The following is a 16,667-nucleotide window of genomic DNA, read 5'->3' on the forward strand; positions in this document are numbered from 1 at the left end:
TTATTCCTTGTTCAAACCGTCTGAATTCACACCGGCAGCGTTCAAATCCGCCGCCGCGCGTTCAACATCTTCTTCTGCCTCATGAGACACGATCAGACTCAGTTGCTCGCCTTTGATGATGCGAATGGTGGCTTGCACAACGCGCAACAAAATCAGGCCGCAGCCAAAGGGAATGATGAAATAGGGGATGACGCGTGGCAGTTTGTCATATGTATCACCGTAGTTGATTGCGTCTTCCAGCCAACGAAACATTTCCAGCATGGGCACTTGATCGGTGATATAAAACGCGCGGTCACGGGTGTTTTCGGTGAACCCAGTGGGGAACCAACGGCCTTCTGTAGGTTGCAATGCTGCGAAAGGCGCCCAGTAATCCCATGCCCCCTTCATCAACAAAGCCGCATAAATCACACAGGCAAGCGCCGCCAGAATAGCCATGATCCGCTGGCCGCGCTCAGGCAACATATTGGTGACAGCATCGACCCCAAGATGGGTGTTCTTTTTGAACCCATAGGAAATACCGAGCAGCACGAGCCAAGCGAATAAGATCAAAACAACCTCAAGCCCCCAAATCAAAGACTGGTTAAACACATATCGCAACACCACGTTAACAAACGTAATCAATGTCATCACGCCCAAGATGCCCGCGATGACATTTTCTTCAAGCGCGTCGATAAAACGCCCGATGGCGCTTTGCGGCTTATCGCCAGTTTGATGTGACATCTGTGTCCCCCACATCTTTGAAAATTGATGGGCCTTTACCCTGCGCCTGACCCAAATGATCACGCACGGGCATTGTCTATGACACCGGCAAAGGCCGAAACGGTGCCTGAAAATAAGGTAAGTAAAAATGGCCCCAACCGCAAAGTCAGGACCATGCACTCGTTACAACTAGGTCTTAGTGCTTTGCGTTGATTGCTTGTGCAGCTGCGATATTGTCTGCGCCGACATCAGCTTCGAACTGCGCCCAAACGGGTTTCATCACGTCGACCCATTCTTGACGTTGTTCATCTGTCAATTCACGAATGACACCACCGGCATCCAAAACCGCTTGACGGTTTTCGGCATCAACATCGCCAATGGCTGCGTTACGCTCGGCTGTGACTTCTGACATGATCGTGCTCAATTGATCACGAACGTCAGCGTCGAGGCTTTCCCACCAGTCGACAGAGGTCACAACCATGTAGTCCAGCAAACCGTGATTGGTTTCTGTGGTCCCGTCTTGCACTTCAAAGAATTTTTGACCGTAGATGTTGGACCAAGTGTTTTGTTGACCATCCACAACGCCAGTTTGCAGCGCGCCGTACACTTCTGAGAATGCCATCGGTTGTGGAGAGGCATCGAGCGCTTCCATTTGCGCAACCAACACATCAGACGGCTGAACGCGGAACTTGAGACCCGCTGCATCTGCTGGAACGATCAAAGGCTTATTGGCTGAGATTTGTTTCAAACCATTGTGCCAGAATTCAAGACCCAAAAGACCACGACGCACCATGGTTTGTTTCATTGCTTGACCTGTTTCCGAGTTTTGGAACTCGTCCACCGCATCCATGTTTTTGAACATGAACGGCAAGTCAAAGATGCGGTATTCTTTGGTAAATGTCTCGAATTTGGACAAAGACGGCGCCGCCATTTGCACATCGCCTTGCAGCATCGCCTCTAACACTTGATCATCGTTGTACAATGTTGAGTTCGGGTAAACTTCAACACAGGCTTTGCCGTTCATTTCAGCGTTCACACGATCCATGAACAAATTGGCAGCGATGCCCTTTGGGTGTTTGTCAGTGTTGGTGACGTGGCTGAATTTGATAACCATTTCGCCTGCATCACAAGCCGCCATTGCGGATGTGGCTGTGACGCTCAATGCGAGTGCAGTTGCTGCTGTTGCGAGAAATTTCATGGATGTCCTCCCAGACATAAAGTCAAAATCATTGGCCTGCGTAGGATTGCCCCCTTGAATCAGGGCGCTGCCGGCTCGATGAATAGATGACAGGTCTGTGATGAGCGCAGCAAGGGGAAGTCTCACATTTATAAAAAATCCCTATAAACTCATAAAAATCAGAACATTAACGTTCGAACAACACGCATAGCTGCCATGCATCAAGCGTCGCCTGTGCGGATCGCCACACATCTGTTAGCGGCAACTGTGCGGATTTTCACACAGTTGCAATACATCCCTTTTGGCGACACAATTTGGGACCGGAACTGTCAGGCGGCGGTTCTTGCCATATCTGTTGACCGCTTAACGATACACTTCCGCCTTAATTTCATGTCGCGTCAACTTATCGTAGAATGTTTTGCGCGGCAGTTTGAGACCCTTTGCAGCTTCGGACGCATTGCCCTTATGACGTTGAAGGGCTGAAATCAGCAAGGAACGCTCCACTTGCGCCATTTGCTCGGTCAAGCCCAACTCACCCTCTTGAGGATCGCCGTCCGACAGCCCCATAGCAAAACGCATCGCCGCATTCATCAGACTGCGTGCATTGCCGGGCCAGTCTTGGGCCATCAAATTGGCGATGATGTCAGGGGTAATATCTGGCACAGGCAGATTGGTTTGCTCGCAGGCGATATCAACGTAGTGGCGAAACAGTACAGGAATGTCTTCGGGACGTTCACGCAGCGGCGGAATGCGGATGACAGCGGCCTCTAGACGGTAAAATAAATCGGCAGAAAACGCCCCTGCTTTGGCCAGATCAGACAGATCGGCATAAGACCCCGCAATCAAGCGCGGGCGATCATGGGTTTCCAACAGGTCCAACAAGGCAAATTGCGTGTTCGATGGCAAAGCGGCCACTTCGTCGATAAACACAGACCCGCCTTCGGCGTCTTCAAAGGCTGCCGTCACCGCAGTTGGTGTCATGGAAGCGCCAGAGAATTTCAAAAACGGTGCCAGCGATCCCGCAGACAACAGATGCACAACCTCGGCCATTTTGGCCGTGCCCACGCCCGGTTCGCCTGTGATCAACACATCAGCAGCAGAACGCGCCACGGCGCGGGCTTCATCACGCAGGCGCTTGGACAAATCAGACGTGCCGCGCAGCAATCGCGCCGCCGCATCCCCAGATTCCACTTGGCGTTTCAGGCGGCGATTTTCCAACACCAAAGCCCGCGTGCGCAGGGCTTTTTCCACCACGGCCAATAGTTCTTTGGGCGAACAGGGTTTTTCCAAGAAATCAAACGCCCCGCCAGAAATACCTTTCACCGCCATCGGTATGTCCCCCTCGCCCGTCAGCAAAATCACCGGCAGTTCAGGATCGATGCTTTGCGCATATTCCAACAGTGCAAACCCGTCTTTGCCGGGCATGCGAATATCGGTGACCACGACGCCTTCGAAATCGCGGACGATATGATCTTTGGCCTCAATGTAAGTCCCCGCCAAGGTGGGCACGAGATCGGCCAGCTCAAGGGTTTGCCCCAAGGCTTGGCGTACAGACAGATCATCATCGACCAATAACACACGGTCTACAGCATTGGTGCGTTTCATAATAAGGCCTCCTCAGCAGCGTTAGGGGGTTTTGCCGCGGGCAATTCGATCACAAAAGACGCGCCGCCCGTCGCCGCATTGGCACCCCGAATATTGCCGCCAAAACTTTGGATCAAACCATAGGAAATCGATAGGCCAAGCCCCATGCCTTGAGCGGCACCGACATGTTTGGTCGTATAAAACGGCTCGAACATTTTTTCAGGCTCCGAAATCCCCGGCCCCGTGTCACTGATGCACAGGCGCACAGGATCGCCGATCTGGCCTGAGGGAGTAATGGCAATGGTGATGCGCCTGACATCGCTATCTGCCATGGCATCCACAGCGTTTGAAACAAGGTTCATCACCACCTGCTGCAAACGCACATCCCCCCCGCGCACCCATGCACGCGGCTCAGGCACCCAATCGACGGTGACACCCGCGCCAGTAATTTTACCTGTGGTCATTTCCAAAGCGGCGTCAACGACGGCACTGAGATCGACATCGGAAATAGCTTCATTTTCTTGGCGCGCGAACGCCCGCAGGTTTTTGATAATCCGCCCCATGCGCCGCGACAATTCGGCGATACGCCCAAGGTTTTCGCCCGCTTTATCCGCATTGCCACGTTCCAAAAACAGTTGCGCGTTTTCAGAAAAGCTGCGGATGGCCATAAGCGGCTGGTTCAACTCATGCGAAATTCCTGCCGACATTTCGCCCAGCGCCGACAGCTTTCCGGCTTGCACCAAATCGGCTTGGGCCCGTTTCAGGCGCGCCTCGGCTTCTTCACGCTCTGACACTTCGCGCATCAAATCTCGGTTGGCGATTTCCAGATCAGCGGTGCGCGTGGCGACACGGGCCTCAAGGCGGGCATTGGCCTCGGACAGGGTGCGTCTGCGTTCGGTGGCCAGCACCAAAAACGCGCCAAAGGCCAAAGCAATCGCCGCCACCAACCCCGCTTGCAATCCCGCTATCGCGCGCACAGGGGCCAGATCATACAATAGTTCGCCGGTCATATCGATCACGGGCAAAGGCTGGCGGATGTGCAAAACACTGGCGGGGATATACGGCCCAGCCTGCATAGACCAAATATCATGACCAGAAATCACCCGTTTGCGCATCACGGGAAAAGCGCCCGCACTGCCCCCTGCCAAAATCAATTCCGTGCGATTGGACACAAAAATCACATCCGCCCTGTCAGTGAAATAGACCGCAAAAGGATCAGCCGGCCAACCCCATTCAATCGATTCCATGTCGACACTGACCAAAACAGCGCCCAGCGCCGCGCCCCCCGGTTTGAACACAGGGGCAGCATAGACAAAGCGACGCGCGCCATCGGTATCGACAAAATGCGCCACGCCCAGCGCGCCGTTCATCGCGCGCTCAAAGGCGGCACGCGCCCCATGGGGCAGCTTCCCCCCTTGAGAGGCCGCAAGCACGACACCGGATTTGGACACCAACATTAAGGCTTGCGATCCAGTTTTGTCTGCCATGCTTTGCAGCAAAAGCGCAGTAGACGTCTGTTTTTGATATAAAATGTCATCCGCAGCATCGCTTTGCAGCACCAAAGACAAAACGGTGGGATGTTCGGCGATAAACACTGACAGCTCACGGTAACGCCCCAAACCACTGCGCAGCCGGTCGGTGGACAGAGCCAAATCCGCGCGCGCACGCGCGGCGGCCTGATCCAGTGCTGCGCGAAAGGCCAAAGCATAAACGCCTGCGCCAATCATGGCGACCACCAGCACGAGACTACAGACCTCGATCAAACGCCGTCTTAAAGCGCGGGAGGGCAGATCATCTATCTGCGGCGAATGTGGTGCAAAGGTGTTCATAGGGACGCACATTAGAAACTCCTGCTTGCAAAGCAAAGCACCAAGCAGCACCTTCGCAATGTCTTTCAAAGACCAATTTATGATTTGCACATCATAACCGCCCCAAACTGATAGAGACTTTGCGATGAAAACCATTCTTCAAGACCCGCAATGCCAAACATTCGTACAAGACCCTTATAAGTTTTATGACACACTGCGCGACTTAGGCCCTATCGCCTATTGGCAGGATTTAGACCTACCTGTGATTGCCTCTTACGACGGGGTGACCATGGGGTTGCGGGATCGACGGTTTGGGCGTGAGGCCCCAGAGGGGTTTCGCCCAGTGCATCCTGAGCATCTACGCGCTTTCTATGATGTGGATGATCACTCTATGCTGGAACTGGAAGGTGATCGTCACAAGCGTTTGCGGGGGCTGGTGTTACGGGCCTTTACCTCTCGACGGATCAAAGAGCTTGCGCCTGAGATCACCCAGACCTGTCATGACTTGATCGACGCCTTCCCCGATAAGCACAAGGGTGAAGGTTTCGATCTGCTGCAGGCCTATGCCACCCCCCTGCCCATTCGCATTATTTCCAAACTTTTGGGCGTGCCCGAGGATATGGGCGATCAATTGCTGGCATGGTCTAACGCTATGGTCGCGGTTTATACGCCGAACTGTACCATCCTGACACAAATCGCTGCGTCGGATGCGGCCTCGGCGTTTTCAGACTTTATGCGCAGCTATATCGACAAGCGCCGCCTCAGCCCCGCTGATGATCTGATCACGCATCTTATTGCGGCCGAGCAAGATGGCGACAAGCTATCTACAGATGAATTGATCGCCACCTGTATCTTGCTGTTGAATGCAGGACATGAGGCCACGGTTCACTCTATCGGCATCGCTGTGAAAACCTTGCTAGAGCAGCAGACCCCACACGACATGCTGAGTGAGCCTGCGATTGATGGCACTGTAGAAGAGATCCTGCGCTATGATCCCCCCCTCCATCTGTTCCAGCGTTGGGTGAATGAGGACACAACATTTTTGGGACAAGACTTTAAAAAAGGTGACAAAATCGGTCTTTTGCTAGGGGCCGCCAATCGTGACGATGATGCTTGGGATGGTCCCCATGTCTTTGACCCCACCCGTAAAGTGAAACAAAACACCGCTTTTGGTGGCGGCATCCATTTCTGTGTCGGCGCGCCCCTTGCGCGGCTTGAAATGCGCATCGCCCTGCAAGTCTTGTTTGATCGCTGTCCTGATCTGCGACTGACCTCTGCCCCCCGTTATGCCAACACATGGCATTTTCATGGGCTTGAGAGGTTGATGGTTACGCGTGCTTGCTTAATATAAATAGTACAGGGGAAATGAGCCGTTCTGATTTATTGACTACCCATGATCCTAGGGTTGATTTCACACTCAAATCTTGTGTTGTATTCAGCCGAAGAAAATGTTGCGCCAACATTACAGAGCGCTTTGATCATCTGATCTCTTGGTTTTCGAAATCCAACGCTATCAGTATAGTTATCATTCCAACGCACGAGGACATTGTCGAGAAACGTTAGGTTATTTGCATCTCTCTCATTTAAAATTCGGCTGAACTCCCTAAGCTCCGTTAGGCCTGAATCCTCGCCCATGTAGTAATAATGACGAACGAGACTCTTATTGAAATCCATAATCGAGCCTACGTCAGAGCTATCATAGAGCAAGAAGCTCAGAGCAGGAATTTCATAATGGGAAAGATTAGGATTGGGATTATCGATATTATTGGCAATCGACCACAACATATCACTGTGACACGTCATTGTATCCAGTAGTTCAAGTATAGTGCTGCGCCCGTATGGATCCTGATGTTTACAGCGTCCAATCCATTCCCGAACGTCCGAAATTTCTTGGGTATTATCAAAAGCACCGCAGAAATTTACTTTAAAATCATCTTTATTACATCTCACGCCTGCCATGCCCATGTAGCGACCAAACTCATCTTTAGGAATATCAATCGCTGTTGGATAAGGTGTCGTATTGCACGAAACACAATCCTCATCAGCCGCGACACCAGTCGCAAAAACGAAAATCAGTCCAATCAAGCTCATTTTTTTCAACATCACGACTTCCCTAAACCGACATTCCCCAAATGGTGCCATTTGACGTGAGAATTGCTTGAAACTGGCCGCGTGACAAGCCTTTTGCGCGCCAAGCGGCTCTGCGGTCACGCGGGCTGCTGGGACAGGGCGGATTAGGCCTTTCCCTTCGGAAGCCTCTCTTGAAGCGTCCTCTTGAAGCTCACTGCGCTCACCGCTACACACTTATCCAACATATCTCACAACCAAGTAGGCTTTCCCCATGGCAAATGTTCTCGACAAAATCAAAGCTTACAAACTCGAAGAAGTCGCCGCAGCGAAACTCAAGACGCCTCTTGCTGAACTTGAAGCGGCGGCCAAAGGTCAGGCGCCAACGCGTGGCTTTGCCTCTGCATTACAGCGCGCCGCCACAACCGGTTACGGGCTCATTGCGGAAGTCAAAAAGGCTTCCCCCTCCAAAGGTCTGATCCGCGCGGATTTCAACCCGCCCGTTTTGGCCAAAGCCTATGAGGACGGCGGCGCGACCTGCCTGTCTGTGCTCACCGACAGGCCATCTTTCCAAGGCGCGCCTGAATTTTTGATCCAAGCCCGTGCGGCAGTCTCACTCCCAGTGCTGCGCAAAGACTTCATGTATGACACCTACCAAGTGGCTGAGGCGCGCGCTTGGGGCGCTGATGCTATTTTGGTGATCATGGCCTCTGTGTCTGACGCGCAGGCGCTTGAACTGGAAGACGCAGCCATAGCCCTAGGCATGGATGTTCTGGTCGAAGTGCATGATGAGGACGAACTGACACGGGCACTTGCGCTAAAATCCCCGCTTTTGGGCGTCAACAATCGTAATTTGAAAACATTCGAGACCTCTTTGGACACCACTGTACGTCTATCGAAAATGGTGCCGAGTGGTAAATTGCTTGTCTGCGAAAGCGGGCTGAGTAACGCCGATGATCTGGCCGCTATGGCCCCCCATGGCGCTCGCACTTTCTTGATAGGCGAAAGCCTGATGCGCCAAGACGATGTCACGGCTGCCACCCGCGCTTTGCTGGCCAATCCCCTTCCCGCATAACCTTCAGATAAGGATCACACCATGGCAGACCTGACCCACTTCGACGACGCTGGCCACGCCCATATGGTGGATGTCTCGAACAAAGCCGTGACAGATCGCTTGGCCACAGCCGAGGCTGCGATCAAAATGCGCCCTGAAACGCTGGCGCATATCACCCAAGGCACCGCGAAAAAAGGCGACGTTCTAGGGGTTGCGCGGCTTGCGGGCATCATGGGGGCCAAGAAAACCTCTGACCTGATCCCTTTGTGTCACCCCTTACCGATCACAAAAGTCACGCTGGATCTTGTGCCTGACGAGACCCTGCCCGGTGTGCGCATCACCGCAACTGTGAAAACATCCGGTCAAACTGGTGTGGAAATGGAAGCGCTCACCGCTGCCTCCACCGCCGCTTTGACTGTCTACGATATGCTGAAAGCCGCGGAAAAAGGCATGGAAATCGTATCTGTACGTTTGCTGCGTAAAGAAGGCGGCAAATCCGGCGTCTATACTTTGGACGAGACCCCATCATGATTTCTGTCGCGGACGCCCTAGATCACGTCTTTTCGCTTTGCGGTCCTTTAGACACTGAAACCATTCCGCTGCGCCAAGGCCTTGGCCGAGTTCTGGCATCAGATGCCGTGGCCACCCGCAATCAACCGCCGTTTTCTGCCTCGATTATGGATGGATACGCCGTACGCGATGATGAAAGTCACATCGGCGCGCAGTTCACCGTGATTGGCGAAGCCGCCGCAGGCCATGCCTATGCAGGTCAGATTAAAGCGGGTCAGGCGCTGCGTATTTTCACCGGCGCGCCTGTGCCAACGGGTGCCAGCCGCGTGATCATCCAAGAAAACGTCACACGGACGGGCGATGTGATTACGCAGACAGATGTGTCCAGCACCACCAATATCCGCGACATCGGCGCTGACTTCAAAGTGGGCGATACCGTCAAAGCCCCGCGCAGGCTGACGCCGCGCGATTTGGCCCTGCTCGCCTCGATGAACATCGCCGAAATCACCGTGACCCGTAAACCCATTGTGGCCCTGATCGCCACTGGCGACGAATTGGTCATGCCGGGTGAGACACCAAAAGACGCGCAGATCATCACCTCCAACACTTTTGGCTTGGCGGCTATGATAGAGACCGCTGGCGGCATCGCGCGGATGCTGCCGATTGCCCGCGACAATGAGGCTTCCTTGCGCCATGTGCTCGGCCTTGCCAAAGGCGCCGACCTGATCGTCACCATTGGCGGCGCATCTGTGGGCGATCATGACATCGTTGGCAAAGTCGCTATGGATATGGGGCTGGAACGCGCCTTCTACAAAGTCGCTATGCGCCCGGGCAAACCGCTTATGGCGGGCAAAATCGATGGGTCTATGATGCTGGGCCTGCCGGGCAACCCTGTGTCCTCTTTGGTCACTGCCCAGCTGTTCATGCTGCCCGCCTTGTATAAAATGCTTGGCCTTGGTGAAGCGCCGCTTGCAACTGTGCGGCAGCCTTTGGCCGAAGATCTGCCCGCCAACGGCCCTCGCGCCCATTACATGCGTGCCATCACATCTGATCAAGGCGTCATCCCCATGCACAGCCAAGACAGCGCACTGCTGCGCATCTTGTCTGATTCTGACGCTTTGATCGTGCGCGCCCCCTTCGCGCCCGCCATGCGAGCCGGTGATATTGTCGACATCATTTCGTTATAAAATACGGTTAATTCGATTAACGTTAACGTCGATTTAACCAAAAAACACTCTTCTGAAATCACAAATCAAAACGCAGGGCAAACTCAGCCCCGCATTCCGTGATCCGCCCATCAGGAGAGTATCGTTGACACATTTCGGGAACGACGGTAGAACATTATCAGAACACGATACCCAGCCTATCTGGAGACGGATCGACACAGGCGGGCCTGTTGGCTTCAAAACCGATGCACTCAATGCACCGCGCGTTTTGTCGAAAAAGCCATCATCCCCCGCCCCTCTGCCGATCCTTTATGTCTCATCCCTGCCCACGTCTGTGTCATCACAGACCGCAGCAGACCCAGAACCGGAAGGGGTCGACAGGATAGACAGCCACGGCGGGAGCACAAACATGCTGACAAAAAAACAGCTGCAATTGTTAGAATTCATCAATGACCGGATGCACAAAGACGGCGTGCCACCGTCCTTTGATGAGATGAAAGAAGCGCTGGATCTGCGCTCAAAATCGGGCATCCATCGCCTGATCACAGCCTTGGAAGAACGCGGATTTATCCGTCGTCTCGCACATCGTGCCCGCGCCATTGAAATCGTGAAACTGCCCGAAAGCCTTGGTGGTCAACCCACCGCGCCGACTGCGGCAGGGTTTCAACCCCGCGTGATCGAAGGCGACCGCCCCAACAGCCCGCCCCCCGCGCAAGCTATGGAAGTGGCTGTTTCTGCTTTTAACCTGCCGATTATGGGTAAAATCGCCGCGGGTGTACCGATTGAAGCTGTCGAAGACGGTGCATTGAATGTTGCCGTCCCTGGGTCGATGTTGTCAGGGCGCGGCAATCACTACGCGCTTGAGGTCAAAGGCGAATCCATGATCGACGCTGGCATTAATGATGGTGATATCGTTGTGATCCGTGAAACTTCAGAAGCTTCAAACGGTGATATCGTTGTGGCGATGGTCGAAGGGTATGAGACCACATTGAAACGCTACATGCGCAAAGGCGACATGATCGCCTTGGAAGCAGCCAACCCTGCGTTTGAAACGCGCATGTTCACCTCGGATAAAATCGAGGTCCAAGGCAAGCTTGTCGGATTGATCCGCAGCTATTGACGCGCCCTTGATTTGTATTTTCAAAGCCATCTCTGCCCGCAGCTGAGGTGGCTTTTTTGTGACCGCTTTGTCGTCAAACACGGACAAGCTAACGTTCAATTTTATGCCAAATCACTTCATGCCCCATAGGCTTGAACGTCACACCAGCAACGGGTCGTTTTCGCGCCTCCGCTATCTCGCGTGCATTCGCCCAAGGATCGCGACCAAATTCTCGCGCGCTCCACAGTCGAACACCAGCCGCCCCCAAGGCCGTGGAGACCCTCACACCCTCATCTATTGCAACAAAGGCCAATGAACCGCTTTCATTTAGATAGGACAAATCGAACATAAAACAATCCTCTAACCATTCATTTTCCCATATTTGATTCAATATTACGATATCATGAGAGACACAGGCCTCAGCTGCGCGGCGCTGCCATCCGCGCCCTGTTACATGGGCGATGCGGATGCCAGTCAGATCAAGCGGCGGCATTGGGCGCGCGGCGGCAGCCTGTTGATCTGGTAGGTCCCCATCGTTTTCAAGCCATGACAAAGCCGCAAAACTGCCGCCGGAAGATTTATTCAACGCGCGCCCCTCTGCCGTCATGCGCCCCACAAGCCCCCCATCAGAGGACACCAAAACATTGGGTCGCTCGGCATTGGCCCAAAGAACGAATCCCAACAGCACAGGCAACAAGCCAAACAATTGCATACGCCCGCGCCACAGCACCACAAACAGGCCGCCCAAAGCAATCAAAGGTAAGGTTTGCGGCGGCGGTGATATAATCCATGTCACCGCCCCCTCGATCTGCGCAACACGCCCTGCCACATATAGCAGCCAGCGAATCGCAGGCTCCATGATCATCAACGGAATCCACTGCAACCCGACGGGTGTTAAAACGGCGGCCAAGACGGCTGCAGGCATAACAACCGCGCCCATGACCGGCACAGAAATAACATTGGCGATCAGACCTAAATCGGCGATGCGATTAAAATGCGCTGCCGCCACCGGTGCCGTCGCAACGCCCGCCACGGCAGAGGATAACACAACCGTCAAAGCGCCGCTTACCCAATGCGGCCAACGCGCCATCAGATTGAGACGCCGTACAATGGTGAACACAGCCACAAGCGCTGTTGTCGCGGCAAAGGACATCTGAAATCCGGGTTCAGGCAAAACCTCTGGCCGGACCAACAAGATCAACAAGGCTGCCATCGCCACAGCGCGCAAAGAGATCGCTTGGCGGTCAAACAAAACCGCGACGAACATCATAGACACCATGATATAAGCCCGCTCGGTGGCGACGTTCCAGCCAGACAAGGCCAAATACAGCCCCCCCGCGATCAGGGCGCAGACCGCCGCGATTTTTTTGTTTGGCAGATAGAAAAATGCAAACGGGATCAAAGCCAAAAAGCCGCGCAGAGCTGCGAACACGGCCCCTGTGAGCAGCCCCATATGCAGACCAGAAATGGCCAAAAGATGCGACAGGTTGCTAGCGCGCAGATTTTCGGCCGTTTGCGCTGAAATGCCGGATCTATCGCCGGTCAAAATGGCGGCGGCAAAAGCACCAGCTTGCCCCGGAATACGATTTTGCAACACCAAGGATAGCGTTTGTCGCAATCGATGGATGGCCAAAGACATCCCCTTATCTGTCGGCCCAGCACGCAAAACAGGGATGCGCGTATAGCCCACAGCCCACAGCCCCCAGCCTGTCGAACCATGCCATGCGCTGAAAATTAAACCCTGTGGGATCAGCGGCGCTAGGAGGCGGCGACAAATGCCCCGTCAAGGCGACCCGCAGTCCTGGCTCTGGCGTGATGTACTCTTGCGCCCCGTGCAAGGACACCCTCACACGGACAGGCGTGCGGCTGGGATTGGTGTTTTTCAAGATCACTTGATCCAAGGTCAGGCGCACCGCCTCAGAGGCTGATCGATCGATCTTAATCACGCGCCCCTCAATGGGTCCGTAATAACGATAGTTGAGCACGGGGGCCGCAACGTCATGCGCACGAAATCCTGCGCATAGGAAGCCAACGGACACCATCAGGGCACCTGTGAAAGGTGGCGCGTAATAGGCTGGAATCAATATCAAAATCAATCCGCTGAGCAAAGCAGTTACGCCCAAGACCATATAGCACATCTGACTTGGTTCATAGGGCGCGGCAAAGTACAGCGCGACACCCACCCCAAGCAACACAGGCAGCCACAGAAACAGCCGTCCGCGCTGCCCGTCAAAGACATCAAGGATCCATTCCAAAGGGTTCAAAAAAATTGTCACCTTGGGGTCCTTATCCTCATGTCGATCCATGTCTATATGGGCGTCATGCACACTGTCGCTCCGTCACGCTGCGCATGCGCAAAACTCATTTCCACTTGGCGCAGAAATGGTCTAGACCTGCACGCAAGCACCACAGTCTGAACGCTACCGCCACCATGGTTACCAAAGGGTTAATTTCCGCATGTCAAACGCCTCTTCCGCTTCCAACGTTGCAGCCAAACCAGTCGTCACCCGCATCGCGCCTTCGCCAACCGGTGATATGCACATCGGCACCGCGCGCACGGCGCTCTTTAGCTGGCTCTACGCACGCGCCCGTGGCGGCAAATTCTTGCTGCGGATCGAAGACACAGATCGCGCGCGCTCGACCCCTGAGGCGACCCAAGGCATCTTGGACGGTATGGCGTGGCTGGGCTTGGATTACGACGGCGAGGCAGTGAGCCAGTTCGAACAAGCCGCACGTCATGCGGAAGTGGCCAACCAAATGTTAGAGGCTGGAACAGCCTATAAATGTTTTGCGACCCAAGACGAAATCGAGGCCTTTCGCGAAGAGGCCCGCGCCAACAAGACCAGCACCCTGTTTCAATCGCCTTGGCGTGATGCAGACCCAAGCACCTATCCTGATGCGCCTTTCGTGATCCGCATGAAAGCGCCTAGGACGGGGGTCACTGTGATCAAAGACCAAGTGCAAGGCGATGTGACGATCAAAAACGACCAGATCGATGACATGATTGTGCTGCGATCGGATGGCTCGCCGACCTATATGTTGGCGGTTGTGGTGGATGACCATGATATGGGCGTGACCCATGTTATTCGTGGCGATGATCACCTCGCCAACTCTGCACGTCAGATGATGGTGTATGATGCGATGGGATGGGATCTGCCGGTATATGCGCATATTCCGCTGATCTTTGGCGCAGATGGCAAGAAGATGTCGAAACGCCATGGGGCGACCGGCGTGAAAGAATATCAAGCGCTGGGGTATCCCGCCCAAGGCATGCGCAATTACCTAGCGCGGCTAGGGTGGTCCCATGGCGATGATGAATTTTTCTCTGACGCCCAAGCGATGGACTGGTTCGATTTGGATGGAATCAACAAATCGCCTGCGCGCTTTGACACCAAAAAGCTTGATAACATCTGCGGACAGCATTTGGCGGTGATGGAAGATGCTCAAATCGTAAGCGAAATCGAAGGTTACCTTGCTGCATCTGCACAACCTGAACTGACAGATGCACAAAAATCACGTCTTTTGTCCGCAATGTATTGCCTCAAAGGCTCCGCTAAGAATTACCCTCAACTCATTGAAAAAGCACGATTCGCCCTGAACGCGCGCCCTGTCGACGTCGACGAGAAAGCGCAAAAGCACCTCGGGACAGTATCCAACGGTATACTGAACGAATTGACGCCGCATCTGCAAAGTGCTAGCTGGAACCGCGATGCATTGGAAGCGGCTGTTGGCCGCGTCATGGAAACGCAAGAGATCGGCTTTGGTAAAGTTGCAGGCCCGCTTAGAGCGGCGCTTGCAGGACGCGCCCAAACCCCGAGCGTTCTCGATATGATGTTTGTACTTGGACGAGACGAAACACTGGCTCGGCTGTCAGATGCAGTACAAGAGTAACACTTAAGGCCCAGCCGCACATGAACGGCATATTTTGGGTCTACGGCCAGCGTATTTTAGGCCGATTGATAAATTTTCCGCGACTTTCACAGTCCGGTAACATGGCACGCCGTAAATAGCGGCAAAGCCCATTCCAAAAGAGCGGCACCGGCCCTCTTTAGCCACAGAAGGCGCGCGGATATTCCTTTGCGCGCCCTCCCCGACCTCCAGCGGTGCCAGACTTGGCCCGTTGCCAACCGAAGGAACGACCATGGCAGACACACAAAAAACAGCGACTTTGACGCTCGACGGCAAGTCTTATGAGCTTCCGGTTCACACACCGACAGAAGGCCCTGACGTTGTCGACATCCGCAAGCTCTACAGCCAAGCAGGCGTGTTCACTTACGATCCAGGCTTTACGTCCACTGCGGCTTGTGACAGTGCGATCACTTACATTGACGGCGATGCTGGCGTGTTGTTGCACCGCGGCTACCCAATTGGTGAATTGGCTGCGAACTCTCATTACCTTGAAGTTTGCTACCTTTTGCTGAATGGCGAATTGCCAAATGCAACTCAGCTCGAAGATTTTGAAGGTCGCGTGACCAATCACACGATGTTGCACGAGCAAATGCACAACTTTTTCCGTGGCTTCCGTCGTGATGCGCACCCGATGGCCTCTATGGTTGGTGTTGTGGGCGCGATGTCTGCATTCTACCACGATTCCACTGACATTTCTGACCCGTGGCAGCGCGAAGTTGCAACAATTCGCCTGATCGCGAAAATGCCGACAATCGCAGCGATGGCATACAAATACTCTGTCGGTCAGCCATTTGTGTACCCACGCAACGATCTGGACTACGCGTCCAACTTCTTGCGCATGTGTTTCGCGGTTCCTGCCGAAGACTACGAAGTGAACCCGATCCTTGCGCGCGCAATGGACCGTATTTTCACGCTGCACGCAGATCACGAACAAAACGCGTCCACATCGACTGTGCGCCTTGCGTCTTCGTCTGGTGCCAACCCATTCGCTTGTATCGCGGCGGGTATCGCCTGTCTTTGGGGTCCAGCACATGGCGGCGCCAACCAAGCGTGTTTGGAAATGTTGCAAGAAATCGGCACTGTTGACCGCATTCCTGAATTCATTGCCCGCGCCAAAGACAAGAACGATCCGTTCCGCCTCATGGGCTTTGGTCACCGCGTTTACAAAAACTTCGACCCACGCGCGACGGTTATGAAGCAGTCCGCTGACGAAGTGCTTGACCTTTTGGGCGTTGAAAACAACCCGATCCTTCAGGTCGCCAAAGAACTCGAAGCGCAGGCCTTGGCTGATCCATATTTCGCAGAGAAGAAACTCTTCCCGAATGTGGATTTCTACTCAGGCATCATTCTTGAAGCTATGGGCTTCCCAACATCTATGTTCACACCGATCTTTGCCCTATCACGGACAGTGGGTTGGATTTCACAGTGGAAAGAGATGATCGAAGATCCAGCGCTGAAAATTGGCCGTCCACGTCAGCTCTACACAGGTGCGACGCAACGCCCTTACACAAACGTAGAAGACCGCGCTTAAGCTAAGTCTTAGCCACAACGCGATAAAAAAGTGCGATAAAAATTCAAAGACCGCCCCGAAAGG

14 protein-coding genes are annotated in these 16,667 nt (G+C 54.0%); 7 read left to right on the top strand and 7 right to left on the bottom strand.

Annotation, left to right across the window (positions count from 1 at the left end):
* The 4 genes from KO497_RS07540 to KO497_RS07555 all read right to left on the bottom strand — a co-directional run bounded on the left by KO497_RS07540 (position 1) and on the right by KO497_RS07555 (position 5,289).
* The gene (locus KO497_RS07540) at positions 1-720 is read right to left on the bottom strand and encodes a TRAP transporter small permease (protein ID WP_215943355.1); all 720 of its coding nucleotides are present in this window, start codon (positions 718-720) and stop codon (positions 1-3) included.
* Between the two features lie 175 nt (positions 721-895).
* Positions 896-1,897, bottom strand: coding sequence for a DctP family TRAP transporter solute-binding subunit (locus KO497_RS07545; RefSeq protein ID WP_215943356.1), 1,002 nt, complete (start codon positions 1,895-1,897; stop codon positions 896-898).
* A 342-nt stretch (positions 1,898-2,239) separates the two neighbouring features.
* Entirely contained in the window at positions 2,240-3,481 is a 1,242-nt protein-coding gene (locus tag KO497_RS07550; protein WP_215943357.1) for a sigma-54-dependent transcriptional regulator, read from the bottom strand.
* Complete coding sequence (locus KO497_RS07555; protein ID WP_215943358.1) at positions 3,478-5,289, bottom strand: sensor histidine kinase; 1,812 nt, start codon at positions 5,287-5,289, stop codon at positions 3,478-3,480. The genes KO497_RS07550 and KO497_RS07555 overlap by 4 nt, the downstream gene beginning before the upstream one ends.
* 124 nt (positions 5,290-5,413) lie before the next feature.
* Between KO497_RS07555 and KO497_RS07560 the strand changes: the two genes are divergently transcribed.
* Entirely contained in the window at positions 5,414-6,619 is a 1,206-nt protein-coding gene (locus KO497_RS07560) for a cytochrome P450 (RefSeq protein ID WP_215943359.1), read from the top strand.
* A gap of 29 nt (positions 6,620-6,648) precedes the next feature.
* Here the strand turns inward: KO497_RS07560 and KO497_RS07565 are convergent, their stop codons facing one another.
* The gene (locus tag KO497_RS07565) at positions 6,649-7,479 is read right to left on the bottom strand and encodes a hypothetical protein (protein WP_215943360.1); all 831 of its coding nucleotides are present in this window, start codon (positions 7,477-7,479) and stop codon (positions 6,649-6,651) included.
* A 130-nt stretch (positions 7,480-7,609) separates the two neighbouring features.
* On the opposite strand from KO497_RS07565, the gene trpC reads away from it, so the two are divergent.
* The 4 genes from trpC to lexA all read left to right on the top strand — a co-directional run bounded on the left by trpC (position 7,610) and on the right by lexA (position 11,185).
* The gene (gene trpC / locus KO497_RS07570; RefSeq protein WP_215943361.1) at positions 7,610-8,410 is read left to right on the top strand and encodes an indole-3-glycerol phosphate synthase TrpC; all 801 of its coding nucleotides are present in this window, start codon (positions 7,610-7,612) and stop codon (positions 8,408-8,410) included.
* A 21-nt stretch (positions 8,411-8,431) separates the two neighbouring features.
* Positions 8,432-8,920, top strand: coding sequence for a cyclic pyranopterin monophosphate synthase MoaC (gene moaC / locus KO497_RS07575; RefSeq protein ID WP_215943362.1), 489 nt, complete (start codon positions 8,432-8,434; stop codon positions 8,918-8,920).
* Positions 8,917-10,086, top strand: a complete 1,170-nt coding sequence (locus KO497_RS07580) for a molybdopterin molybdotransferase MoeA (protein WP_215943363.1) — start codon at positions 8,917-8,919, stop codon at positions 10,084-10,086. Before moaC ends, KO497_RS07580 begins: the two co-directional genes overlap by 4 nt.
* A 388-nt stretch (positions 10,087-10,474) precedes the next feature.
* On the top strand, positions 10,475-11,185 hold the full coding sequence (gene lexA / locus KO497_RS07585) for a transcriptional repressor LexA (RefSeq protein ID WP_215943584.1): 711 nt from the start codon (positions 10,475-10,477) through the stop codon (positions 11,183-11,185).
* Between the two features lie 88 nt (positions 11,186-11,273).
* Here the strand turns inward: lexA and KO497_RS07590 are convergent, their stop codons facing one another.
* Together KO497_RS07590 and KO497_RS19115 are read right to left on the bottom strand one after the other, a co-directional pair.
* The gene (locus tag KO497_RS07590; protein WP_354668100.1) at positions 11,274-12,854 is read right to left on the bottom strand and encodes a ComEC/Rec2 family competence protein; all 1,581 of its coding nucleotides are present in this window, start codon (positions 12,852-12,854) and stop codon (positions 11,274-11,276) included.
* Positions 12,808-13,440 carry a DUF4131 domain-containing protein gene (locus KO497_RS19115; RefSeq protein WP_354668101.1) on the bottom strand — a complete coding sequence of 211 codons (633 nt, stop codon included), beginning with the start codon at positions 13,438-13,440 and terminating at the stop codon, positions 12,808-12,810. Before KO497_RS19115 ends, KO497_RS07590 begins: the two co-directional genes overlap by 47 nt.
* A gap of 181 nt (positions 13,441-13,621) precedes the next feature.
* Here KO497_RS19115 and gltX point away from each other — a divergent pair, with 181 nt between their 5' ends.
* Positions 13,622-15,055 carry a glutamate--tRNA ligase gene (gltX, locus tag KO497_RS07595; protein WP_215943364.1) on the top strand — a complete coding sequence of 478 codons (1,434 nt, stop codon included), beginning with the start codon at positions 13,622-13,624 and terminating at the stop codon, positions 15,053-15,055.
* A gap of 250 nt (positions 15,056-15,305) precedes the next feature.
* Positions 15,306-16,604: a citrate synthase gene (gene gltA, locus KO497_RS07600; protein WP_215943365.1), complete on the top strand. Its 1,299-nt coding sequence runs from the start codon at positions 15,306-15,308 to the stop codon at positions 16,602-16,604.
* The last annotated feature ends 63 nt before the right edge of the window (positions 16,605-16,667 follow it).

It is taken from the genome of Pacificibacter marinus (assembly GCF_018860665.1).
GTDB lineage: Bacteria > Pseudomonadota > Alphaproteobacteria > Rhodobacterales > Rhodobacteraceae > Celeribacter > Celeribacter marinus_A.